The sequence below is a fragment of the Streptomyces sp. ACA25 genome (assembly GCF_028200735.1).
Classification (GTDB): Bacteria; Actinomycetota; Actinomycetes; order Streptomycetales; family Streptomycetaceae; genus Streptomyces.
In genome coordinates this window covers 192,043-215,295 of the sequence record NZ_JAQKPV010000008.1, presented here as the reverse complement: position 1 = coordinate 215,295, position 23,253 = coordinate 192,043, and the positions used below count along the sequence as shown (strand labels likewise).

24 protein-coding genes are annotated in these 23,253 nt (G+C 72.4%); 17 read left to right on the top strand and 7 right to left on the bottom strand.

Features of this window, described 5'->3' with window-relative positions; all coding sequences use genetic code 11:
* The first annotated feature begins 124 nt into the window (after nt 1-124).
* Complete coding sequence (locus PJ985_RS14685) at nt 125-772, top strand: GntR family transcriptional regulator (protein WP_271684246.1); 648 nt, start codon at nt 125-127, stop codon at nt 770-772.
* 215 nt (nt 773-987) lie between these two features.
* Here PJ985_RS14685 and PJ985_RS14680 read toward each other — a convergent pair whose 3' ends face one another.
* Nucleotides 988-1,269 (bottom strand): HPr family phosphocarrier protein, encoded by a 282-nt coding sequence (locus tag PJ985_RS14680; RefSeq protein ID WP_271684193.1) that lies wholly within the window; start codon nt 1,267-1,269, stop codon nt 988-990.
* Between the two features lie 153 nt (nt 1,270-1,422).
* On the opposite strand from PJ985_RS14680, the gene PJ985_RS14675 reads away from it, so the two are divergent.
* The 4 genes from PJ985_RS14675 (at nt 1,423) to PJ985_RS14660 (ending at nt 6,731) form a co-directional block, all read left to right on the top strand.
* Nucleotides 1,423-4,167, top strand: a complete 2,745-nt coding sequence (locus tag PJ985_RS14675) for a bifunctional acetate--CoA ligase family protein/GNAT family N-acetyltransferase (RefSeq protein ID WP_271684192.1) — start codon at nt 1,423-1,425, stop codon at nt 4,165-4,167.
* A 78-nt stretch (nt 4,168-4,245) separates the two neighbouring features.
* Nucleotides 4,246-4,833, top strand: coding sequence for a DUF5998 family protein (locus tag PJ985_RS14670; protein WP_271684191.1), 588 nt, complete (start codon nt 4,246-4,248; stop codon nt 4,831-4,833).
* Nucleotides 4,830-6,038 (top strand): alkaline phosphatase family protein, encoded by a 1,209-nt coding sequence (locus PJ985_RS14665; protein WP_271684190.1) that lies wholly within the window; start codon nt 4,830-4,832, stop codon nt 6,036-6,038. Before PJ985_RS14670 ends, PJ985_RS14665 begins: the two co-directional genes overlap by 4 nt.
* Before the next feature lie 12 nt (nt 6,039-6,050).
* Nucleotides 6,051-6,731 (top strand): thymidine kinase, encoded by a 681-nt coding sequence (locus PJ985_RS14660; protein ID WP_271684189.1) that lies wholly within the window; start codon nt 6,051-6,053, stop codon nt 6,729-6,731.
* 76 nt (nt 6,732-6,807) lie between these two features.
* On the opposite strand, the gene PJ985_RS14655 is transcribed toward PJ985_RS14660, so the two are convergent.
* Nucleotides 6,808-7,527 carry a VOC family protein gene (locus tag PJ985_RS14655; RefSeq protein ID WP_271684188.1) on the bottom strand — a complete coding sequence of 240 codons (720 nt, stop codon included), beginning with the start codon at nt 7,525-7,527 and terminating at the stop codon, nt 6,808-6,810.
* 216 nt (nt 7,528-7,743) lie between these two features.
* Between PJ985_RS14655 and PJ985_RS14650 the strand changes: the two genes are divergently transcribed.
* Entirely contained in the window at nt 7,744-8,598 is an 855-nt protein-coding gene (locus PJ985_RS14650) for a sulfurtransferase (protein WP_271684187.1), read from the top strand.
* A 67-nt stretch (nt 8,599-8,665) separates the two neighbouring features.
* Here the strand turns inward: PJ985_RS14650 and sepH are convergent, their stop codons facing one another.
* Nucleotides 8,666-9,694, bottom strand: a complete 1,029-nt coding sequence (sepH, locus tag PJ985_RS14645; RefSeq protein WP_271684186.1) for a septation protein SepH — start codon at nt 9,692-9,694, stop codon at nt 8,666-8,668.
* Between the two features lie 501 nt (nt 9,695-10,195).
* Here sepH and PJ985_RS14640 point away from each other — a divergent pair.
* On the top strand, nt 10,196-11,323 hold the full coding sequence (locus PJ985_RS14640) for a ferrochelatase (RefSeq protein ID WP_271684185.1): 1,128 nt from the start codon (nt 10,196-10,198) through the stop codon (nt 11,321-11,323).
* A gap of 20 nt (nt 11,324-11,343) precedes the next feature.
* Nucleotides 11,344-12,159 (top strand): inositol monophosphatase family protein, encoded by an 816-nt coding sequence (locus PJ985_RS14635; RefSeq protein ID WP_271684184.1) that lies wholly within the window; start codon nt 11,344-11,346, stop codon nt 12,157-12,159.
* A 95-nt stretch (nt 12,160-12,254) separates the two neighbouring features.
* Here PJ985_RS14635 and PJ985_RS14630 read toward each other — a convergent pair whose 3' ends face one another.
* Nucleotides 12,255-12,425: a hypothetical protein gene (locus PJ985_RS14630; RefSeq protein WP_271684183.1), complete on the bottom strand. Its 171-nt coding sequence runs from the start codon at nt 12,423-12,425 to the stop codon at nt 12,255-12,257.
* 299 nt (nt 12,426-12,724) lie between these two features.
* Between PJ985_RS14630 and PJ985_RS14625 the strand changes: the two genes are divergently transcribed.
* From PJ985_RS14625 to PJ985_RS14615, 3 genes are all read left to right on the top strand, one after another.
* Entirely contained in the window at nt 12,725-13,378 is a 654-nt protein-coding gene (locus PJ985_RS14625; RefSeq protein ID WP_271684182.1) for a response regulator transcription factor, read from the top strand.
* A gap of 13 nt (nt 13,379-13,391) precedes the next feature.
* The gene (locus PJ985_RS14620; protein WP_271684181.1) at nt 13,392-14,657 is read left to right on the top strand and encodes a sensor histidine kinase; all 1,266 of its coding nucleotides are present in this window, start codon (nt 13,392-13,394) and stop codon (nt 14,655-14,657) included.
* A gap of 272 nt (nt 14,658-14,929) precedes the next feature.
* Nucleotides 14,930-15,229, top strand: a complete 300-nt coding sequence (locus PJ985_RS14615) for a DUF4193 domain-containing protein (protein ID WP_016470291.1) — start codon at nt 14,930-14,932, stop codon at nt 15,227-15,229.
* Nucleotides 15,230-15,310: 81 nt separating this feature from the next.
* Here the strand turns inward: PJ985_RS14615 and PJ985_RS14610 are convergent, their stop codons facing one another.
* Nucleotides 15,311-15,766: a DUF3093 domain-containing protein gene (locus PJ985_RS14610; protein ID WP_271684180.1), complete on the bottom strand. Its 456-nt coding sequence runs from the start codon at nt 15,764-15,766 to the stop codon at nt 15,311-15,313.
* A gap of 94 nt (nt 15,767-15,860) precedes the next feature.
* Here PJ985_RS14610 and dut point away from each other — a divergent pair, with 94 nt between their 5' ends.
* The 4 genes from dut (at nt 15,861) to PJ985_RS14590 (ending at nt 18,465) form a co-directional block, all read left to right on the top strand.
* Nucleotides 15,861-16,355: a dUTP diphosphatase gene (gene dut / locus PJ985_RS14605; protein WP_271684179.1), complete on the top strand. Its 495-nt coding sequence runs from the start codon at nt 15,861-15,863 to the stop codon at nt 16,353-16,355.
* Nucleotide 16,356: 1 nt separating this feature from the next.
* Nucleotides 16,357-17,118, top strand: coding sequence for a DUF3710 domain-containing protein (locus tag PJ985_RS14600; protein WP_271684178.1), 762 nt, complete (start codon nt 16,357-16,359; stop codon nt 17,116-17,118).
* 141 nt (nt 17,119-17,259) lie between these two features.
* Nucleotides 17,260-17,664, top strand: coding sequence for an OB-fold nucleic acid binding domain-containing protein (locus PJ985_RS14595; protein WP_271684177.1), 405 nt, complete (start codon nt 17,260-17,262; stop codon nt 17,662-17,664).
* A 3-nt stretch (nt 17,665-17,667) separates the two neighbouring features.
* Nucleotides 17,668-18,465 carry a DUF3159 domain-containing protein gene (locus PJ985_RS14590; protein ID WP_271684176.1) on the top strand — a complete coding sequence of 266 codons (798 nt, stop codon included), beginning with the start codon at nt 17,668-17,670 and terminating at the stop codon, nt 18,463-18,465.
* Nucleotides 18,466-18,612: 147 nt separating this feature from the next.
* On the opposite strand, the gene PJ985_RS14585 is transcribed toward PJ985_RS14590, so the two are convergent.
* Together PJ985_RS14585 and PJ985_RS14580 are read right to left on the bottom strand one after the other, a co-directional pair.
* Nucleotides 18,613-19,296 (bottom strand): potassium channel family protein, encoded by a 684-nt coding sequence (locus PJ985_RS14585; protein WP_271684175.1) that lies wholly within the window; start codon nt 19,294-19,296, stop codon nt 18,613-18,615.
* Nucleotides 19,293-19,961 carry a potassium channel family protein gene (locus PJ985_RS14580; RefSeq protein ID WP_271684174.1) on the bottom strand — a complete coding sequence of 223 codons (669 nt, stop codon included), beginning with the start codon at nt 19,959-19,961 and terminating at the stop codon, nt 19,293-19,295. The genes PJ985_RS14585 and PJ985_RS14580 overlap by 4 nt, the downstream gene beginning before the upstream one ends.
* A 293-nt stretch (nt 19,962-20,254) precedes the next feature.
* On the opposite strand from PJ985_RS14580, the gene PJ985_RS14575 reads away from it, so the two are divergent.
* Both PJ985_RS14575 and PJ985_RS14570 read left to right on the top strand, forming a co-directional pair.
* Nucleotides 20,255-21,586 carry a class I SAM-dependent RNA methyltransferase gene (locus PJ985_RS14575; protein WP_271684173.1) on the top strand — a complete coding sequence of 444 codons (1,332 nt, stop codon included), beginning with the start codon at nt 20,255-20,257 and terminating at the stop codon, nt 21,584-21,586.
* Nucleotides 21,587-22,025: 439 nt separating this feature from the next.
* Nucleotides 22,026-23,234, top strand: a complete 1,209-nt coding sequence (locus PJ985_RS14570) for an MFS transporter (RefSeq protein WP_271684172.1) — start codon at nt 22,026-22,028, stop codon at nt 23,232-23,234.
* The last annotated feature ends 19 nt before the right edge of the window (nt 23,235-23,253 follow it).

Genomic DNA, 23,253 nt, shown 5'->3' with positions numbered 1-23,253 from the left:
CCCGGGGAATGCAACGGTGATATCCCGGCCCCCATCGGCATACGCGAGTTTTTGTCATACAGTTCACGGAGTCCCGGCGGAAATGCCGAGGACCGCTCACGCCGAAACCAGTGGGGGTCTGTTGATGCGTATCTCCGCGCAGGCGGTATGCACGGCAATTCGTGACGACATCATTCACGGCGTGCTGCCGCCGGGGTCCCGGCTGGCCGAGGAACAGCTGGCCCACCGGTACGGGGTGTCCCGGGTGCCGGTCCGCGAGGCGCTGCGCACGCTGGAGTCCGAGGGCTTCGTGGTCTCCCGGCGGCATGCCGGAGCCTGCGTCGCGCAACCGGGGAACCGGGAGGCCGCCGACCTGCTGGACGTGCGCATGCTGGTGGAGCCGCTGGGCGCCGCGCGCGCCGCGCAACGGCGTACCGAGGCGCACCTCAAGGTGCTGCGCGGCCTGGTCAGGCTGGGGCGCCAGCGGTCCCAGGGGCAGGGACAGAGCACCGACCTGCGGCCGTTGGGGGACTGGTTCCACGAGACGGTCGCGCAGGCAACCTGCAGTCCGGGGCTCGCCGCCCTGCTGGTGCAGCTGCACCGCAAGATCACTTGGCTGTACGCCGGGGAGCCCGCTTCGCGCACCGCGGTGCTGTGGCAGGAGCGGGGCTCCCTCGTGGACGCCATCGCCCGCCGGGACGCGGAGCGGGCGCGGGCCCTGTCCTCCGCTCAGCTCGAGCGGTTCACCCCGGCCAGGAAGCAGCAGCGCCAGGTCAGCGTGCGGACGCTGTGAGAAGCCTGAAACGAGCTGTCAACACAGCAGGTGACCTTTGTTAACGGCTCTCGTATACATTTGATACCACCGGAACAGCGGTGGCTGAAAATGCCGATCCCGGGTATTCGGCGCGCGGATTTCCGGCGGTCGAAAACTCCCCGGCCCTTTCGGTATATCCGGTGCGCGCGGTTGCCGCGCCGTGGCAGGTGCCGTCTGCGCATTCTTCCGCTGGTTCAGACGGTCTCGGGGAGCTCCTCGAGACCTTCGCCCACCAGCTTCGCCAGCCGGTCCAGCGCGTCCACCGCGTCCGCGGACTCCGAGGACAGCACCACCTGCTCGCCGCACTCGGCGCCCAGGCTCAGCACCGCCAGCATCGAGGCGGCGTTGACGGGGGTGCCGTCCCCCTTGGCGATGGTCACCGGGACCCCGGCAGAGGTCGCGGCGCGGACGAAGATCGCGGCCGGGCGGGCGTGCAGGCCCTCGCTCCAGCCGATGGTGACACGGCGCTCAACCATGGTGTTGCCCCTCAGGTAGCAGCTCTGCCCGGTTCACTTTCCCACAGCGGATGGCACGGGGACCCGTATCCGGTAGGGCGCGTCTCACCGGTGCCGGCCGCTGCCCGCCCGCTGTTCCGTGGCAGCACCGGGGCACGGCCGTACGCTGAAGCCATGCGGACGTCTGCCGAACCTGCCGAACCTGCCTACCCGGATCACTGGGAAGCCGATGTCGTACTCCGTGACGGAGGGACGGCACACATCAGACCCATCACTCCGTCGGACGCGGACCGGCTGGTCAGCTTCTACGAGCAGGTGTCCGACGAGTCCAAGTACTACCGGTTCTTCGCCCCTTACCCGCGGCTCTCGGCCAGGGACGTGCACCGGTTCACCCACCACGACTACGTGGAGCGGGTAGGGCTGGCAGCCACGGTCGGGGACGAGTTCATCGCCACCGTCCGCTACGACCGGATCGACGAGCAGGGCAGGCCCGCCCCCGCTCCCGCCGACCGGGCCGAGGTCGCCTTCCTGGTCCAGGACGCCCACCAGGGACGAGGGCTCGCCTCCGCCCTGCTCGAGCACATCGCCGCCTGCGCCAGGGAGCGCGGCATCCGGCGCTTCGTCGCGGAAGTGCTCCCCGCCAACAGCAAGATGATCAAAGTCTTCACGGATGCCGGGTACTCCCAGCACCGCAGCTTCGCCGACGGCTCGGTGCACCTGACGCTCGACCTGGAGCCCACCGCCGCCTCGCTCGCGGTGATGCGGGCCCGCGAACAGCGCGCGGAGGCGCGCTCGGTGCAGCGCCTGCTCACCCCCCGCGCGGTAGCGGTCGTCGGAGCCGGACGCCGCCCCGGAGGGGTCGGGCGGCGCGTGCTCGACGCGCTGCTCGCGGCCGGCTTTCCCGGCCCCGTGCACGCCGTGAACGAGGCACTGGAGGACGGGCGGAGCGAGATCGGAGGCGCAGCCGCCCACCGCTCCGTGCGTGACATCCCCGGGCCGGTCGACCTCGCGGTCCTGGCGATCCCTGCGGACCGGGTGCCGGAGGCCGTCGCCGAGTGCGGGGAGCACGGAGTGCAGGGCCTCGTCGTACCGGCCGCCGGATACCCCCGCGAGGACCAGCGCGAGCTGGTCCACCAGGCCAGGCTGTACGGGATGCGCATGATCGGCCCCAACGCCTTCGGCGTGATCAACACCTCTCCCGGAGTACGGCTCAACGCGAGCCTGGCACCGTACCTCCCGGCGCCCGGCCGCACCGGCCTGTTCACCCAGTCAGCGGCGATCGGCATCGCCGCACTGGAGGAGCTGGAGCAGTGCGGAGCAGGGCTGTCCACATTCGTGTCGGCCGGTAACCGCGCCGACGTCTCCGGCAACGACGTCCTGCAGTACTGGCACGACGACCCGGACACCGACGTCGTCCTCATGTACCTCGAGTCCCTCGGCAACCCCCGGAAGTTCACCCGGCTCGCGCGGCGCACGGCAGCCGCGGGCAAGCCGGTGGTGGTCGTCCGAGGCGGCCGGCACAGCGGCGGCACGCCCCCGCTCGGTCACGCAGTCCGGGCCGGCAGCACCCCCGACCGCACGGTCTCCGAACTGCTGCGTCAGGCCGGTGTCCTGGAGACCGGCACGGTCACCGAACTGGTCGACACCGGCCTGGTGCTGGCACACCAGCCGCTGCCCGCCGGGCCGCGCGTCGCCGTGATCGGCAACGCCGAGTCCATGGCCCTCGTTGCCCGTGACGCCTGCCGCGCCCAGAACCTCAGCCCGCTGCCCGCCGACAGCCTGGCCCCGGCCGCCGGCCCGGAGGACTACCGGAGTTCCCTCACCGCCGCTCTGAACGACCCGGGAACCGACGCGGTGGTCGTGACGGCCGTCCCCACGATCCGGGAGACACCCGAGGCCGCCGGGAGCGTGAACATCGGCCACCTGCTGACCGAGGCGCTGCACGAGGCGGTGCGGGACTCGGGCGTGACCACCAAGCCGGTGGTCGTCGCCCATCTCGCCATCACCGGGCTCGCCACCGCACTCAGTACCCGTGGCATCCCCGCCTACCCCTCGGCGGAACGCGCCGTCCGCGCTCTCGCTCAGGCTTCCCGGTACGCCGAATGGCACCGCGCGGCCGGCTCCCCGGGCCGTGTCCCGAGCTTCGACGACATCGACGAGCCCGCGGCGGCCGGCCTGCTGCACCGGGCCGTCGGGGACCACCCCGGTGAGCACGGCGGCCCGCGCAGCGCCACGCTGACCGAGAAGGACGCACACGCGCTGCTCGCCGCCTACGGCATCCAGGTACCGGCCGCCCGGCCCGCCCCCGACCTGAGCACCGCCTTCGAGGCCGCCCGGAGCATCGGCTACCCCGTCGCCCTCAAGGCCACCGCCCCCCACCTTCGGCACCGCGCCGACCTGGGCGGTATCCGCCTCGATCTCGCCACCGAACCGGACCTGCAACGGGCGTACGAGGAGCTCGCCGCCGAGTTCGGCACCCCCGCCGAGCTGTGTCCCGTTGTGCAGGCCATGGTGCCGCGCGGCGTCGACACGGTGGTGCGGTCCGTCGTCGACCCGTCCATCGGGGCTGTGGTCTCCTTCGGGCTCGCCGGGCCGCCCTCCGAGCTGCTGGGGGACGTGGCCCACCGGCTGCTGCCGGTCACCGACCGCGGAGCCGCGGAGCTGGTGCGCTCCATCCGGGCGGCCCCGATGCTCTTCGGCTGGCGCGGAGCCCAGCCCGGGGACACCGATGCCCTGGAGGAGCTGCTGCTGCGCCTCAGCCGCCTCGTGGACGACCATCCGGAGATCGCGGAGGTGGATCTGGAGCCCGTCGTGGTCGCCCCGCAGGGAGTCAGCGTCCTGGCCGCGGAGGTGCGGGTGGCCCCGCCTCCCCCGCGGACAGACCTGGGCCCCAGGCGCCTGCCACTGCCGTACGGCTGACTCCCCGGGGCCCCTCAGGTTTCTGCCGCTTCCGGTAGGTGAGCCCTGCACCTCAGCGCAGCCCCTTAGGATGTCTGCATGGCGAAGACCGGTACGACGACCCAGGGGCTGCGCACGGCTATCGAGCGCAGCGGCTACTACCCGGCGCTCGTTGCCGAGGCGGTGGAAGCTGCCGTGGGCCGGGACCCGGTGGTGTCCTACCTCGTGCACCAGGAGACGACGTTCGACAGCAACGAGGTGCGGCGGCACGCCACCGTGCTCGTGCTCACCGGGGGCCGCTTCATCGTCAGCCATACCGACGAGCAGGCCGCGGACAGCACGGTCCCCGCACCCTACGCCACCACCTCCACCGAGTCCGTGAAGCTCTCCCGCATCTCCTCCGTGGTGCTCAGCCGGGTCGTCGCGGACCCCGAGTCCTACACCCCCGGAACCCTCCCGCACGAGGTGGTCCTCACCATCGGCTGGGGCGCGGTGTCCCGGATCGACATGGAGCCCGCCGGTTGCGGTGACCCCAACTGCGAAGCCGATCACGGGTACACCGGCTCCAGCACCGCCGATGACCTCTCGCTGCGCATCAGCGAGGCCGGTGACGGCCCGGAGACCGTGCGGCAGACGCTGGCCTTCGCGCAGGCACTCTCGGAGGCCACGGCGGTGTCCGGCAGGTGACCCGTCAGCAGCAGGCAGCGGACCCCGGGGCCCTCGACCCCGTACCGCTCGATCCCCGCGGTGCCCCGGTACCGCGGTACGGCGTCGGTTCACTCGCCGACCTGCTGCCCGCGGTCGCCGCCGGTCTCGGCGTGCCCGGCATGACCTCGGATCTCGCGCTGCCGCCCGCCGACCGGGTCTGTGTCTTCCTCGTCGACGGCATGGGCTGGGAAGCGCTGAGGGCCCATCCTGAGCTGGCCCCCTTCCTCACCTCCCTGCTCCCCGGTTCCGCGGCGGGCACCGGAGAGCCGATCACGTCGGGTTTCCCGTCCACCACCGCCGTGTCACTGGCCTCCGTGGGTACCGGGCTGCCGCCGGGCGCCCACGGGCTGGCGGGGTACCGGGTGCTCAATCCGGCCACCGGCGCACTGATGCACCAGCTGCGCTGGGAGCCGTGGACGGACCCGCATCTGTGGCAGCCGTACCCCACCGTCTTCCAGCAGACCCAGGCGGCGGGCATCGAGACCTCGCAGGTGTCCGCGCCCTTCTTCGAGCACACCCCGCTGACCAAGGTGGCGCTGAGCGGGGGCACCTTCCTCGGCAGGCTGGACGCGGGCGAGCGGATGGACCTGGCGGCCCGGCGGCTCGCCGCGGCCGACCGCACGCTGGTGTACACCTACTACGCCGAGCTCGACTCCCACGGCCACCGCTACGGCATGGACTCCCCGGAGTGGCGCAACCAGCTGCGCCGGGTGGACGAGCTCGCGCAGCGGCTCGCCGAGCAACTGCCTCCCCGCGCCGCGCTCTACATCACCGCGGATCACGGCATGGTCGATGTGCCCTTCACGGACGCGGCCCGCTTCGACTTCGACGAGGACTGGGAGCTCAGCGCGGGAGTGGCCGTGCTCGGCGGCGAGGGCCGGGCCAGGCACCTGTACGCCGTGCCCGGAGCCGCCGCGGATGTGCACGCCGTCTGGCGGGAGGTGCTCGCCGAGGACGCCTGGGTGGCGACCCGTGACGAGGCCATCGCGCTCGGCTGGTTCGGGCCTCACGGCACGGTGGAGCCGCGGGTGCGCGGCCGGATCGGGGACGTCGTGGTGGCGATGACGGGCCGTGCCGCCGTCGTCGCCTGCCGCACCGAGCCCAAGGAGTCCGCGCTGATCGGCATGCACGGCTCGGTGACGTCCGCCGAGCAGCTGGTTCCCCTTCTCGACGTGCGCACCTGACGGAGCATCGCCTTGGCCGAACTCGCCTTCTTCAGCGGCACCATGGACTGCGGGAAGAGCACTCTCGCGCTCCAGATCGAGCACAACCGCTCGGCCCGGGGGCTGCAAGGGCTGATCTTCACCCGGGACGACCGGGCGGGCGAGGGCAAGCTCTCCTCGCGCCTCGGCCTGATCACCGAGGCCATCGAAGCGGCCGAGGGATTCGACTTCCACGCTCACCTGGTGAAGTACCTGACCGCGGGCGGACGGGCCGACTACGTCATCGCGGACGAGGCGCAGTTCCTCTCCCCGGAACAGGTGGACCAGCTGGCCCGGGTCGTCGACGACCTGGGTATCGATGTCTTCGCCTTCGGGATCACCACCGACTTCCGCACCCGGCTCTTCCCGGGCTCGCAGCGGCTCGTCGAGCTGGCCGACCGGGTCGAGGTGCTCCAGGTGGAGGCCCTGTGCTGGTGCGGAGCACGCGCCACCCACAACGCGCGCACCGTCGGCGGCCGGATGGTGGTGGAGGGGGCCCAGGTCGTGGTGGGTGATGTCGCGGCAGCAGCCGCGGAGCGGGGGACGGTCGGCTACGAGGTGCTGTGCCGCAGGCACCACCGCAGGCGGCTGACGGCCGTTGCGGCCGGGGCCGGGGCGCTGTCCCCGGATGTGCTCCCGGTGGACAGTGCCCCGGCCCCGTCGCCCGGCGGCTGAGGTTTTCCTTCGTCACCTGCTCCTCGCTGCTGCCCGGGTGGTGGTTCCCCCGTCGAGCGCACGGCCCGGACGAGGCTCAGTGCGGCTGCAGCAGGGCGATCGGCGCGCCCTCGGGGTCCGTGGCGTGGACCAGGACGCCGAAGGGGGAGTCCCGCAGCGGGCCGGTGATCCGGCCACCCATCCGGCTGATCAGCCAGGCGGACGCATCGGCGTCCGGCACAGAGAAGTAGGTCAGCCAGTGCGCGCCCCGCTCCGTGAGCGTCTGCTCGTCGACCGCCTCGATCCCGGCCACCCGGTCGTCCTTGATGTACAGCGTCAGGTAATCGGCGTCCGGCAGCAGCGGCTCCGGCCGTGCCTCATGGCCGAGGACCATGGAGTAGAACGTCTGGGACTGCGCGGTCTCGACGGTGAGGAGTTCGGTCCACACCGGGGTGCCCGAACCGGCCGAGAAGGTCTGGCCGAGGTGTTTCCCGGCCTGCCAGAGGCCGAAGGCCGCGCCGTGCGGATCGGCGGCGACCGCGAGCCGCCCTGCCCGGCCCGCGTCCAGCGGCCCCACGGCGAGCGTGCCTCCGCAGTCACGGACCAGCATGGCGGTCTCGTCCGCGTCCTCGGCGGCGAAGTACGGCAGCCAGGCGGCGGGCGCGGGTGGGCGGCCGGCCAGGTTCCCGAGGCCCGCCACCGGACTGCCGCCCTTGAGCGCGCGGACGTAGGGTCCGAGCGCCTGCATGTCGGTGTCGTACTCCCAGCCGAGGAGCTCGTGGTAGAAGCGCTGGCTCGCGGGCAGGTCATGGGCCATCAGACTCACCCAGCACGGGGTACCGGGCGCCGGTCGCGTCGCTGCCTCTGTCATCCGTCTTTTCTCCTCGGTTTCATCGTGGTAAAGGGCACCTACCCACTGTGGTGCCGCGCTGATCTCTTCTGTGTGCAACAGCACACGGGCCCGGAGCGGGGCCGGGCGAGCGGGTGCGGCGGGCCCCGCCCGGGGGCCGCGGGGAAGCGCGAGAATGGGCCCATGACCGTCCTCATTTCCGCAAGCCAACTCGCAGACGCCCTGGCACAGACCCGGGACGCACCGACAGAGCGGCTCGTGGTCCTCGACGTGCGCTGGCAGTTGGGCGGCCCTCCGGGCAGATCGGAGTACGACCGCGGCCACCTTCCCGGCGCCGTTTTCGTCGACCTCGACCAGGAGCTGGCGGGCCCGCCGGGCCCCGCCGGGCGTCACCCCCTGCCCGACCCCGCCGTGTTCGGTGCCGCCATGCGCCGGGCCGGGGTGTCGGCCGGCTCCACGGTCGTCGTCCACGACGCCGGCCAGGGCTGGGCCGCGGCCCGCGCGTGGTGGCTGCTGCGCTGGGCCGGACATCCGCGGGTGCGGGTACTCGACGGCGGACTGGCGGCCTGGCGGGGCCCGCTGACCACCGTGACCCCGCAGCCGGCCGAGGGTGACTTCCTTCCCAGGCCCGGGGCGCTGCCGGTGCTCGACGCGGAGGGAGCCGCCCGTACGGCACGGGAGGGGGTGCTGCTGGACGCACGGGCGCCGGAACGGTACCGGGGCGAGGTGGAGCCGGTCGACCCGGTCGCCGGCCACATCCCGGGGGCGGTCTCCGCCCCCACCGTCGAGAACACGGAGGCCGACGGCACGCTGCGGCCCGCGGAGACGCTGGCCGCGCGATTCGCCTCGCTCGGGGTCTCGCCCGGCACCCGGGCCGGCGTCTACTGCGGTTCGGGGGTTTCCGCCGCCCACCAGGTCCTGGCCCTCGCCGTGGCGGGGGTGGAAGCGGCGCTCTACGCGGGCTCCTGGAGCGAGTGGTGTGCGGCCGGCACGCGTCCGGTGGCCACCGGCCCGGAGCCGGGGCCGGCGGGCGGGTAAGCGCTGTCGGGCCGACCCGCACGCCCCCCGTCTCCCGGTGGTGGGTGCGGGCCGGCCCGACAGCGCCCTACTCCTGCTTCTTGCGGCGGGTCCCGAAAACGATCTCGTCCCAGCTGGGGACTGCCGCCCGGCGACCCGGCCGGACGCCGTCCGCCTCCGCCTGCCGGTCGGTGGTGCCGGTGAGCCGATCCCGGTGGCCGCCCACCGAGCGCGGCATCAGGACGTCGGCGTACGCCGCCCCCGCCCCCGCGCCCGCGGCCGGAGCGGGATGCTCCGCCACGGCAGGCTCGGTGTCCGGCTCCTGCTGCGGATCGTCGGCACCGCCCGGCGCCGCGGGCCGCTCGGGCACCACCAGGTCACCGCGGAAGCTCGGTACTGCCTCCAGCAGGCTGGTCAGGGAGTCGGCCTCGGCCGCCGGCGGGTCGGCGCGGGGCCGCTCACCGGTTTCCGGAACGTCCTGCTCGGACCGCTCGCTGTCGCGCGGCAGCCGGGCGATCCGGGGCACGAAGGGCGTGCTCGGCTCGGGCGTGTCGTCCACCTCACCGAGCAGCGACCGGGCCTCGTCGTCCACGGCCTGCACCAGCCGGCGCGGCGGGTCGTACACCCAGCTCGCCGAGTGGGGCTCGCCCGCGACCCGGTAGGCGAGCAGCACCTCCCAGGTGCCGTCGTCCCGGCGCCAGGAATCCCAGCGGATCGCGTCCCGGTCCGCGCCGCGCGCCCGGAGCCGCTCGGTGACCGCGTCACCGAGCTGAGGACCGGTGGTCTCACCCGGGCGCCGCACCGGCGTCTTCCGGGCCCGCTCGGCCATGAACGCGCGCTCGGCCAGTACCGGACCCTCGAAGCGCCGCACCCGGTCCACCGGAATGCCTCCGGACTGGGCCACCTCTTCGGCGCTCGCGCCGGCTCGTATACGGGCCTGGATGTCGCGTGGACGGAGGTGGCTCTCCACCTCGATCTGTCCGAGACGGGCGCGGTCGTTGCGCACCGCGGCACGCAGCCGTTCGTCGATCGGAAGTGTGTACTCCGTGTTGTCGGCAGCCTTGAGCACCAACCGTGTGCCGTCGTTACTGACGGCCACGACACGCAGTTCGGGCATGAGGACCTCCCGGTGGTGCCTGCCGACGTCCGTGCGTCGCTGCTCCCGCTTGACGAGTGTGACCTGCCCGGGTGCAGCCTGCCACAACCTTGCCGACCAGCCCGGCGTGTCGGGCACGGGCCCTTACTCACCACTGTGACACGGTGACCAGTTCGTCACGCGCGGTGACCGGTGAGGGCCGGGTGCGCCGTGCGGGACGAAAAGGGGCCGTAGCCAGGAAGGGTCACACTACTCCATTGGGGGCGATCGGGGTGGGCTGCCGCACGGGTCAAGTTGCCGGAGAGTCGCCGGGCCGGCCGCCGACGAGGCGTCACCCGGCGCTTGCCGAGACCGGTCTGACGCCTCGCCACCACCCCCGCCCGCTCCCCGGGCGGGGGAGCGGGCGGGGGTGGTGGCGGCAGTCTCGGAAATCAGTTCGGGAGGTGCCGGGAGGTTCCGTCCCCGGTCCGGGGGCCGGTGGCGGTCCGCTGGAGCGGCGCGGCTGATGGGAGGATGGGAGACATGTCGCACGCCACGGACCCCCTGCCTTACGACGCACTCCTCCTGCTCTCCTTCGGCGGCCCCGAAGGGCCCGACGACGTCATCCCCTTCCTGGAGAACGTCACCCGCGGGCGCGGCATCCCCCGCGAGCGGCTGGAAGAGGTCGGCCGGCACTACTACCTCTTCGACGGGGTCAGCCCGATCAACGAGCAGAACCGCCGGCTGCTCGGAGCGCTCCGTGCGGACTTCGCCCGCAACGGCCTCGACCTGCCGGTCTACTGGGGCAACCGCAACTGGGCTCCTTACGTCACCGACACCCTCCGGGAGATGATCCGGGACGGCCGGCGCCGGGTCCTGACGCTGGCCACGAGCGCCTACTCCTCCTACTCCGGCTGCCGGCAGTACCGCGAGGACCTCGCCGGGGCCCTGGCCGTCGTCGAGGGGGAAGGCCTTCCGTTGCCGCGGGTCGACAAGCTGCGTGTCTACTACAACCACCCCGGCTTCCTGGAGACCATGACCGACGGTGTGCTCGCTGCGCTGCGGGAGCTGCCCGAGCACCTCCGGGACTCCGCACACCTGGCGTTCAGCACCCACTCCATCCCGGTCTCCGCCGCGGACACCTCGGGGCCCGAGCCCGGCCACGGCCCGGGCGGCGCCTACGTCGCCCAGCACCTGGACGCGGCCCGTACCATCGCCGACGCGGTGCACCGGGCCACCGGCGCCGAGCGCCCCTGGGAGCTCGTCTACCAGTCGCGCAGCGGAGCCCCGCACATCCCGTGGCTCGAGCCCGACATCTGCGACCACCTGGAGACCCTGCACGCGCAGGGCGCGCCGGCCGTCGTGATGATCCCGCTCGGCTTCGTCTCCGACCACATGGAAGTCCTCTACGACCTGGACACCGAGGCCCGGGACAAGGCAGCGGAGCTGGGCCTGCCCGTGGTGCGCTCCGCGACCGTCGGCAGCGACCCCAGGTTCGTGGCGGCGCTCCGCGACCTCGTCCTGGAACGGGCCGCGGCCGAGCGGGGCGAGTCCCCGCAGCGGTGCGCGCTCGGCGCCCTCGGGCCCAGCCACGACCGGTGCCCGGCGGGCTGCTGCCCCGGCCGGGCCCCCAAGCCCGCCGCGGCGGGCGCCGACAGCCCGTACGCCTGAACCACAGGAGCCATGCCCTCGTGTCCGCATCACTCAAGACAGAGCTGCTCGACCTGGCCGCGGAGGCGGCCGAGCGCGCCGGCCGGCTGCTGCGCGACGGCCGCCCCGCCGACCTGGGCGTCGCTGCCACCAAGTCGAGCCCCATCGATGTCGTCACCGAGATGGACATCGCCGCCGAGAAGCTCATCACCGACCTGATCTCCGAGCACCGGCCGCAGGACGCGGTCCTCGGTGAGGAAGGCGGAGCAAGCGCCGGCACCAGCGGAGTGCGCTGGATCATCGACCCCCTGGACGGCACCGTCAACTACCTCTACGGGCTGCCGAACTGGGCGGTGTCCATCGCCGCGGAGCTCGACGGCGACCTGATCGCCGCGGTCGTGGCCGCACCGATGCGCGGAGAAACCTACCGGGCGGTGCGCGGCGGCGGTGCCCAGCTCTGCGCGGACGGAGCCGAACCGCGGACGATGCGCCCCCGCCCCGCCCCTCCACTGGACCAGGCGCTCATCGGCACCGGCTTCAACTACGTGACCACCGTGCGCACCGGGCAGGCCGCCGTCGCCCAGCAGCTGATCCCCAGAGTCCGCGACATCCGGCGCTCCGGATCCGCGGCCATCGACCTGTGCGACGTGGGCGGCGGCCGGCTCGACGGCTTCTACGAGCGAGGGCTTGCCCCCTGGGACCTGGCGGCGGGTGACCTCATCGCCCGCGAAGCCGGCGCGCTGACCGGCGGCCGGGTCGGCCGGCGGCCGGACGGTGACCTGACGGTCGCCGCGTCACCCGGGGTCTTCGCGGAGCTCCAGCCCTTGGTCGACGAGCTGGGCGCCTGGCACGACTGACCGCCGCGCCCGCCGTCCGAACGGCCGACGGCGCCCTGCGGGGAAGCTGCTTCCCCGCAGGGCGCCGTCACGCCGCGCCGTGCTGTCCGGGCGGCTCACACCGGAGCGTTGACCTGCACCCCGTGGTCGGCGGCCAGCCGCTGCAGGTCCTCGAGCTCGGCCTGCTCCACGTCCATGGTGTACACGTCACCGGCTTGGCGCGCGCGGTGAAGCTCGTACTCGGTGACCTTTATGCGCTGCAGAATGCCTGCGGTGAACGCGTCCATGGTGCGCCCCCTCGTCTTCGGGTCGGCGGCACGAGGGTGTGCCGAAGTGGGTGTGGTCGCGAACTGAACCTGTGACAGGTCGGCAGCGTTCCGTGGCTTGCCGCCAGCAGAGATCATGATCGCGGGGTGTGCAAGGGGCTACTCCCCGGAGACGCCCCCCGGGAAACCTTCCGGCAAAGTGAATTACGCCGGTGTTGACTCCCCGGCCGCGGTTTACCGGTGTCCTACCGCTCCTCGGGCACCATGGGCCCGGGCCCGGCCGCACTGTGCCCCGCCCGCCCCCGAGAAAGGATCAGGACGTGCGTGTACTCGTGGTCGAGGACGAGCAGCTGCTCGCCGACGCGGTGGCCACCGGGCTGCGCAGGGAGGCCATGGCGGTTGACGTGGTCTACGACGGAGCGGCCGCCGAGGAACGGGTCGGACTCAACGACTACGACGTGGTGGTGCTCGACCGGGACCTGCCCCTGGTGCACGGCGACGACGTCTGCCGGCACATCGTCGGACTGGGCCTCCCGGTGCGGGTCCTGATGCTGACGGCCTCCGGAGACGTCAGCGACCGGGTCGAAGGGCTGGAGCTGGGTGCCGACGACTACCTCCCCAAACCGTTCGCCTTCGCCGAGCTCATCGCCCGGGTTCGCGCCCTGGGGCGGCGCACCACCGCGCCGCTGCCGCCCGTGCTGGAGCAGTCCGGCCTCCGGCTCGACCCGAACCGCCGCGAGGTGTTCCGCAACGGCCGGGAGGTCCATCTGGCACCCAAGGAGTTCGCGGTCCTGGAGGTGCTCATGCGCGCCGAGGGAGCGGTCGTCTCCGCCGAGCAGCTGCTGGAGAAAGCCTGGGACGAGAACACCGACCCCTTCACCAACGTCGTGCGGGTCACCGTGATGACCCTGCGCCGCAAGCTCGGCGAACCCCCGGTGATCACCACGGTGCCGGGCGCCGGCTACCGGATCTGACCGGAGTCCCGCCATGCCCTCTCCCCTCCCGCCCGGCTCTGCCGTCCCCCCGCGGCCCGCGACGCCGCCCAAGCCCCGCTGGGACCCGCGCGAGCCGGAGCCGGCTGCCCTGCCCTGGGTGCGCCCGACCCTCCGCATCCGGCTCACCCTGCTCTACGGCGGGATGTTCCTGGCGGCCGGCATCATGCTGCTCGCGATCATCTACCTGCTGGCGGCCCAGGCCATCCACGCGGGCACCTCGATGCCCTTCCGGATCATCAACGCGAACGTCGAGATCACCTCCGACGCCTGCCCCGGGCTCACCGGGGACGTGGACAACGAGACATTCCGCGAGTGGTTCACCCGCTGCGCCGAGACCCAGAAGGCCATCGCGCTGGACCAGCTGCTGCGCCGGTCCCTCCTGGCGCTGCTCGGTCTCGCGGTGGCGGCATTCGCGTTCGGTTACGTGATGGCGGGCCGGGTGCTGGCCCCGCTCGGCAGGATCACCCGCACCGCCCGCTCGGTGGCCGGATCCGACCTGCACCGCCGCATCGAGCTGGACGGGCCGGACGACGAGCTCAAGGAGCTCGCCGACACCTTCGACGAGATGCTGGACCGGCTCGACCGGGCCTTCACCGCTCAGCAGCGGTTCGTCGCGAACGCCTCCCACGAGCTGCGCACCCCGCTGGCCATCAACCGCACTCTTCTCGAGGTCCAGCTGTCCGATCCGGGAGCGTCCCCGGAGGTCACCCAGCTCAGCAAGACGCTGCTGGCGACCAACGAGCGCAGTGAGCAGCTGGTGGAAGGACTGCTGCTGCTGGCCCGCAGTGAGAACGAGATCATGGACCGCAAGCCCGTCGATCTGTCCGAGGTCGCCGGGCGGGCGGTGGAGCAGGTCCGGGCCGAGGCGGAGAACCGCGGCGTGGAGCTGCGCGGAGTGCGGCCGCCCGCTTATGTCCAGGGAAACGGGGTACTCCTGGAGCGGATCGCACTGAATCTCGTGCAGAACGCCGTCCGGTACAACCTGACGGACGGTGGCTGGGTCCGGGTCGACACCGCGGTGAGCGCGGGGGCGGCCCTCATGGTGGTGGAGAACACGGGGCCGGTGGTCCCGGCATATGAGATCGATAATATGTTCGAGCCATTCCGGCGACTGCGGACCGAGCGCACCGGCAGCGACAAGGGCGTCGGCCTCGGCCTGTCCATCGTCCGCTCGGTGGCGCGGGCGCACGGCGGCTCGGTCATGGCAGAACCCAGGGCATCCGGCGGACTCGTCATGCGAGTCCGTCTTCCGGTCTGAGAACATGTAGGGAGCAGGAAAATGCCAATGTGATCCATCACACAGTTCCACGCTTCGGGGCGGGTGCGAAGCGGCTGTGACCGGCCTCTCGGCCGTTATGGACCCCGATCGGCGGGCCGGATGATCACCTCTTCAGGCGTCCGGTTGGGTGTCGATTGAGTAACAGGGCTTGATGTGAGGCAAAATCTCCGCCTCAGGTCGGGCACAAGACCGGCCTCCTGTGCGTTAGCAGCGCTGGAGACACCACAGACACCCAGAGGGGGAGAGCAACCATGGCAACGGATTACGACACTCCACGCAAGACCGATGACGATGTCAACGAGGACAGCATCGAGGAGCTCAAGGCTCGGCGGAACGACAAGTCGGCGTCGAACGTCGACGTGGACGAGTTCGAGCAGGCCGAGGGCCTCGAGCTCCCGGGCGCCGACCTGTCCAACGAAGAGCTCTCGGTACGGGTGCTGCCCCGGCAGGCGGACGAGTTCACCTGCATGAGCTGCTTCCTGGTGCACCACCGCTCCCAGCTGGCGGCCGAGAAGAACGGTCAGCCGATCTGCCGTGACTGCGCGGCGTGACCGGCGGGCACCGTCGCACAGCCGTCGTGCGTGACCGGGCGAGGCCGCGGGGGCCTCGCCCGGACATGCGTCACAGGGCGGTCAGCTCTGCCCGGACCGGCTCGCCACGGCAAGAGCCGAGGCAAGCCGCTCCGGGCTCCGCGTCGACAGGTAGAGGTACGGCGTCGGGTCCTCCGGATCCGTGACCTCGACCCGCAGAGCCGTCGGAATGTACCCGCGGAGCAGCATGTGGGCCCGGGCGTCCGCCCGGTGGGTCCGCCAGGCGAGCGCCTCCTCGGCGTCGAGTACCCGGGCCTCACCGAGCGCGGTCAGAGGAATCCGGGCCGCGCCCGCCACCAGGGACCCGGACGTCACCCGGATCCGCGCCGAGCCGTAGGCGCTCAGCGCCACCCCTGCCGCGGCCGTTCCCCCCGTCAGCCCGGCGAGCATGGGCACCAGCCCGAGGGGAAGGAGAACCACGCCCAGCAGGGCGCCCGCGGTCAGCGCGATCAGCCACCAGGAGCGGGGCACGGTCAGTCGTTCGTCGTACGGCTGCATACGGACAAGCATCGCAGGCGCACGTCACCGGCCCGTCCGCGGCGGTAAGGTCTGGACCCGTGAGTGCAGACCGGACCTCCTGCGAGGTGACCTAGTGACCAACGCTCCCGTGGATGTCCTCATCCGCCGGACCGCCCCCGATGTCCCGCTGCCGTCCCGGGCCCACCCCGGCGACGCGGGCACCGATCTGATCACCACCGAGGCCGCCGAGCTGGCCCCCGGGGAGCGGACGGTCCTGCCGACCGGTATCGCCATCGCGCTGCCCGACGGTTACGCGGCGTTCGTGCATCCGCGGTCCGGTCTCGCCGCCCGGTACGGCGTGGCACTGGTGAACGCACCCGGGACGGTGGATGCCGGGTACCGTGGAGAGATCAAGGTCATTGTGGTCAATCTGGACCCGAGGAAAAGCGTGCGGTTCGAACGTTTCGACCGGATCGCTCAACTCGTCGTCCAGCGGGTCGAGACGGTGCGCTTCCACGAAGTCGCGGAGCTGCCGGGATCGGCACGGTCCACGGGGGGGTTCGGTTCCTCGGGCGGCCATGCCGGCGAGCACCACCCTTACGCACCCTACGCACTGAAAGGACAGTGACGTGTTCGGACGTCGTCGCAAGCGGAACGAAGAACCCGAGGGCGCTGTGGAGCCCACCGCGGAGGACGCCCCGGACGAGGCCGAGGTGCGCCGGGTGAAGCTGGAACCCGCACCCCGGCCGGACGGGCCGTGGGACATCACCGAGGTCGGCAGCCCCGGCGAGGGCCGGGTCGACCTCGGCGGTCTCTTCGTCCCCGGGGTGAAGGGCATGGAGCTGCGGGTGGAGGTCGCCGGTGACGCGATCGTGGCCTCGACCATCGTGCTCCAGGACAGCGCCCTCCAGCTCCAGGCCTTCGCCGCACCGAAGCGGGAAGGAATCTGGGGCGAGGTCCGCGAGGAGATCGCCTCCGGCATCACGCAGCAGGGCGGCACCATCGACGAGGTCGAGGGCCCGCTCGGCTGGGAGCTGCGGGCCCGGGTCCCCGTGCAGCTGCCCGACGGCAAACAGGGAGTCCAGGCCGTCCGCTTCATCGGCGTGGACGGCAACCGCTGGTTCCTGCGCGGAGTGATCTCCGGGCAGGGCGCGGTGCAGCCGCAGGCCGCCGGCCTGCTGGAGCAGATCTTCCGCGACACCGTCGTGGTCCGCGGTGACACGCCGATGGCACCCCGGGACCCCATCGTCCTGAAGCTCCCGGAGGACGCCAAGATGGTCCCCGACGGCATCAAGCAGCAGCCCGCCGAGCAGGAGGGCGCCTCCGGCTCCCGCTTCGCCGGCGGTCTCGACAAGCTCCGCCGCGGCCCGGAGATCACCGAGGTCCGCTGAGCACCACCGGACACCGTGCCGCCGAAGCCCCGCGCCGGCGGCACGGCGCCCTCCGGGGAAACCCCGCGCGTGGCTGACGGCCGCGGCACAGGTCACGTCCCGGACTGCCTCCGGGACCTGCCCAGCGGTTAGGCTGTTCGCATGACAGGTGGTAGCCGTCCCGAGCGGCGCGGCGGTCGGTTCTGGCGTCTGCTGACCGGCTCGGAGCCCGACTCCGAGGCTCCCGACAGCGACGACTCCGATGCCGAGGACGTCGCGTGCACCCGCATCTGCGACTGCGCCGAGGAGGCGCAGGGCCGCACCGTGGTCCGCGTCAGCGGTACGCTGCGCAAGGTCGGTGAACGCACCGTGGCGGGCCTGCCCGCCGTGGAGGCCGAGCTGGACGACGGCTCGGGGTCCCTGGAGGTCGTCTGGCTGGGCCGCCGGTCGATCGCCGGCGTGCAGCCGGGCCGCGAGATGGTCGCCTACGGGCGGATCGCCACATCCCGCGGCCGTCCCGTGCTGTTCAACCCCCGATACGAGCTACGACCTTTCGGAACGGAGTAGCGGGTGACCTCACTCGAGCAGCAGGCCACCGGTCCGGCGGATGAGCGGGAAACGGACGAAGCCGCCACCAAGGAGGCCTTCTTCGAGGCGTTCGGCGGCGTGCGGGGCATGGTCGAGACGACCGTCCCCGGACTCGTCTTCATCCTCAGCTACACCATCAACCGCGACATCCACTTCTCGGCCATCGCCGCCCTCAGCCTGTCCGCACTGATGGCCCTGGCCCGCCTGGCCGGGCGCGACACCGTCAAACACGCCTTCAGCGGGGTGTTCGGGGTCGCCATCGGCGCGGTCTTCGCGATGATGACCGGCGACGCCAAGAACTTCTACCTGCCCGGCATGGTCTACACGCTCTGCCTGGGCCTGGCCTACGTGGTCAGCTCGGCGGCCGGGTTCCCGCTGCTCGGGCTCATCCTCGGGCCGGTCTTCAAGGAGAACCTCTCCTGGCGGACCCGCAACCCGGGCCGCAAACGGGCCTACGTCAAGGCCAGCTACGTGTGGGGCGGCATCCTGCTGGCCAAGTCGGCGATCACCTTCCCGATCTACTTCTGGGGAGACGCCACCCAGCTGGGCTGGCTGCGGGTGGCACTGGGCATCCCGCCCTTCCTGCTCGCCGTCTACCTCACCTGGATCATCCTGGTGAAGGCGCCGCCGCCCATCAACGTGATCGCGGAGATGGAAGCGGCCGAGGCCGCCGAGCAGGAAGCAGAACGGGCCGCCGTCCACCCGGCGAGCCCGGTCGACGCCGCCGTGCGGCCCGTGACAGGCGGCGACGGCACACCCCCGCCGCCCCAGCAGCCCTGACGCCGCGAGCCTTCCCGTTGGCGTGAGCCCGGCCGCCCCGGCACCCCGCCGCGGCCGGGCCTCAGACGCAGGAGACATGCCGGTGCCCGGGTCCCGACAGAAGGTGTCGGGACCCGGGCACCGGCATGTACGGACCCGCCTCCGGCCTCAGCTGCTGGGTGCAGCCCGGCGCCGGGCCGCACCCAGCAACTGCTCCAGCTGAGCCTCCTGCTGCGCGGCGGCGACGAACAGCAGCTCGTCACCGGCCGCCAACGCGTCATCCGGGTCCGGGATGAGCACCCGGGTGCCCCGGATGATCGCCACCAGCGCGGTGTCCTGCGGCCAGGCCACCTCGCCCACCCGGGTACCGACCAGCGAGGCCTCCGGAGGCAGCGTCAGCTCCACGAGGTTCGCCTCGCCCTGGCTGAACCGCATCAGCCGCACCAGATCGCCGACGCTCACGGCCTCCTCGACCAGCGCGGACATCAGCCGCGGAGTGGACACCGCGACGTCGACCCCCCACGCCTCGTTGAACAGCCACTCGTTCTTGGGATGGTTCACCCGGGCCACCACCCGCGGGACCCCGTACTCGGTCTTCGACAGCAGCGACACCACCAGATTGACCTTGTCGTCACCACTCGCCGCGATGACCGTCTGACAGCGCTCCAGGGCGGCCTCGTCCAGCGTCGTGATCTCGCAGGCGTCCGCCAGCAGCCATTCCGCCTCCGGTACCCGCCCGACCGACACCGCCTCCGGCGACTTGTCGATGAGCAGCACCTCGTGGCCGTTCTCCAGGAGCTCGTTCGCCACCGAGCGCCCCACGGCCCCGGCCCCGGCGATCACGACCCTCATGAGCGACTCTCCTCAGGCCCCAGCATGCAGGCGGCCTCGACCTCGGCCACCTGATCGGAGTGCATCATCACGTGCACCAGATCGCCCTCCTGCAGAACCGTCCGCGACGTGGGCAGCACCGCCTCACCCATCCGGGTGAGGAAGGCGACCCGCACCCCCGTGCGCTCCTGGAACCGCTTCACCCGGTGGCCGAGCCACGCGGGCGCGATGTGCACCTCGGAGAGCTGCACCCCCCCGCTGGGGTCCCGCCACAAGGGCTCCGCGCCCGTCGGCAGCAGCCGCCGCAGCATCTGGTCGGCCGTCCAGCGGACCGTGGCCACCGTGGGGATGCCCAGCCGCTCGTAGACCTCTGCCCGGCGGGAGTCGTAGATCCGCGCCGTCACGTTCTCCACTCCGAACACCTCCCGGGCCACCCGGGCCGCGATGATGTTGGAGTTGTCTCCGCTGCTGACCGCGGCGAACGCCCCGGCCTCCGCCAGGCCCGCCTCCTCCAGGGTGTCCCGGTCGAAGCCCCGGCCGGTCACCCGGCGACCGCCGAAGCGGGAACCGAGGCGGCGGAACGCCGTGTGATCCTGATCGATCACGGCGATGGAATGCCCGCGCTGCTCCAGGGTCTGCGCGAGAGCTGCTCCCACGCGCCCGCACCCCATGATGACGATGTGCATGCGTCTACTGCCCCGAACTCCCGGACGTCTGACTGATCTGGACCAAGGCTACGCCCCGCATGCTCTCACCTCTCCGAGGCATTGGACCGTCCGGCCGCCGACCGGTCCGGACACGTCGCGAGGGTACTCGGGCATCCCGCACCGACGGGAGGCACCACCGTAGCCCCGGCACGTCACCCGATGCGCCCCCCCCGCACTGTGCGCGGGCCCTGTGCCTCCCGTGATCGGAGTCCCCGAAACGGCCCGTAGACTGGGAGGCTGCCGCCCCCACCACCCCATGGAGCCGTCCCCTCATGTCTGCCGAAGCCACTGCCGCCACCCTGGTCGGCGACGAGTACGAGGTCGAGATCGGCCCGGTGGCGCACGGCGGGCACTGCGTCGCCAGGACCCCGGGCGGCCGGGTCCTCTTCGTCCGGCACACCCTGCCGGGCGAGCGCGTACGGGTCCGGGTCACCGAGGGGCACGAGGACTCCCGCTACCTCCGGGCCGACGCCGTGGAGGTGCTGGAGCCGTCGAAGGACCGCATCCCGGCCCCCTGCCCGTTCTCCGGCCCCGGCAAGTGCGGCGGCTGCGACTGGCAGCACGCCAAGCCCGGTGCGCAGCGCCGGCTGAAGGGCGAGGTGCTGACCGAGCAGCTGCAGCGGCTGGCCGGCATGACCCCGGAGCAGGCCGGCTGGGACGGCACCGTCGAGCCGGTCCCGGGCGACAAGGTGGCCCCCGGCGAGGTGCCCGCCTGGCGCACCCGCGTGCAGTACACCATCGACGAGGAGGGCCGGGCCGGGTTCCGCCGCCACCGCTCGCACGAGGTCGAGCCGGTCGAGGGCTGTCTGATCGCCTCCGAGGGGATCTCCGAGCTGGGCATCGAGCGGCACGCCTGGCCGCAGATCGCCTCGGTGGAGGCCACCGCGGCGGCCGGCTCCCACGACCGCCAGGTGGTGCTCACCCCGCGTCCCGGCGGCCGGCTTCCCCTGGTGGAGCTCGACCGGCCGGTCTCGGTGCTGCGGGTGGGGGAGAAGGACAAGAAGATCCACCGCGTTCACGGTCGCCCCTTCGTCCGCGAGCGGGCCGACGGCCGCACCTGGCGGGTCAGCGAGGGTGGCTTCTGGCAGGTCCATGAGCGGGGAGCCGACCTGCTCATCGACGCGGTGATGCGGGGCCTGCTGCCCCGCAAGGGCGAGACGGCCATCGACCTGTACTGCGGCGCCGGGCTGTTCGCCGGCGCCCTGGCCGACCGGGTCGGTGACACCGGCGCCGTGCTCGGCATCGAGTCCGTGCAGCGGGCCGTCGAGGACGCCCGGCACAACCTCTCCGCTTTCGAGCGGGTCCGTATCGAGTTCGGCAAGGTGGACCGGGTGCTGCCGCGCACCGGCATCACCGAGGCCGACCTGGTCGTCCTCGACCCGCCGCGCGCCGGTGCCGGAAAGCAGACCGTCCAGCAGATCGCCGCGCTCGGTCCCCGCCGCATCGCCTACGTCGCCTGCGACCCGGCCGCTCTCGCCCGCGACCTCGGCACCTTCCGGGAGGAGGGCTACGTCCCCCGCTTCCTCCGCGCCTTCGACCTGTTCCCGATGACCCACCACCTGGAGTGCGTCGCGATTCTGGAACCGGCCACCAGGCAGTCCTGACCTGCGGTTTCGCCGATCAGGGAACCTCGTACGAACGCCCGTTTCGCCATCCGATGGGGCGGGACGCGCGGCCGGTGCGCGCGTGACACTTCCGGCTCCCCGACGACCTTGACGCGCAGCTCACCGAGCGTGCTCGTCGCGCTGTATGGCAGCGTGCACGTGAGTGGCTGACTGCCGTGTCGGCGGCGTCGCCCTGGTCGAGGACCTCTTCCCTGACGTGGTCCAGGTCCTCGGCCTCCTCCCGGGACCGACGCGCGGGCCGCTGCACCCTGGGCAAGCTCTGCGAACCATCGAGGTAACCTCACACCCGGGCGGACGGTACGACCGGACCTCCGGTGCTCCTCGCCGCACTGCACCGATCAGCAGCCGGGCTGAGCGCCTCGTGTGCCGATTTCGCGCGGCAACGGCTCCGCCGTACGCCGCAGGATGAGAGGCATGCATGACTCTCTCGGCGGGCAGCCGGGTCGGCCTGGCCGGAGCGGCGGTGGTCGGGGTCGCCTTCGGCATGGCCCGGTACGCCTATGGTCTGACGCTGCCCGGCATCCGACAGGATCTGGAACTTTCCGAACCGGTACTCGGCCTCATCGCGGGCGCCACGTTCGCCGGCTACCTGGCCGGCCTGCTGCTCGCGGGGCCGCTCGCCGCCCGTCGCGGCTCGCGGGCGCCGACGACCGTGGGCGGCGCCTGCGGCGCGGTGGGCGCGGTGATCGTGACCGCCGCACAGCCTCCCTGGTTGCTCGCCGTCGGTGCCGTGCTGGCCGGCAGCGCGGGAGGCTGGGTCTGGGCGCCCTACTCCGACATCGTGACGCGGACGGTATCCCCGCGGCAGCAGCCGAGAGTGTTGGCGATCATCACGACCGGCACCAGCGGCGGACTGGTCGCGCTGGGTGGCCTGGCCGTCCTCGCCGTACTGGGGTCGTGGCGCCTGGTCTGGGGCGGCATCGCCCTTGCCGCTGTGGCCGCCGCCGTGGTGAACCTCCTCCTGGTGCCGCGAGCCAGGCCGGCCCCACGCCAGGACGGACAGCGCGGTGCCTCCTCACTCGCGAGGGTGCTGGGGGTCCCGGCCGCTTACTCCGTCGTCTACTTCGCGGCCGTCGTCATCTACTTCACCTACGCCGCAGATGTTCTCACCCGCGGCCTCCCGGCGGCAGCCGTCCCGGCGCTCTACGTGACCATCGGCGTCACCGGCATGGTGGGCGTGGCCACCGGGGCCGTCGCTCAGCGCCTGGGCAGCTTCAGGGTCGCGGCGCTGTGCCTCGTGACGGTGGCTGCGGCGCTGGCGCTCCTCGGGCTGGCCGGCGACTCCCTGGCCGCGACGGCGGCCTCGGCGTGCATCTTTGGCGTGGGGTACATGACCGGGTCGGCGGTGCTGGCGGTCTGGACCGCCGAACTGGTGCCCGACCACGCAGGCGCGGCGTTCACGGGCTGCCTGGTCGTGGGGGCCGTCAGCTCGGTCGCAGCGCCGGCCCTCGCCGGAGCGGTGATCCCTGGCCTGGGGCTGGGGGCGCTGCTCGTCCTCACCGCCGCGGTGTCACTGCTCAGCGGGGTGGCGCTGATGCTGCACGGGTCGTCGGGAGGGGGGCCGTTCCGGAAACCGGCCCGTGACACCGGCGGTGCGGCAGCGCGCCGACCACCATGGCGTGGTTGACGGACAGGCGGTGAGGACG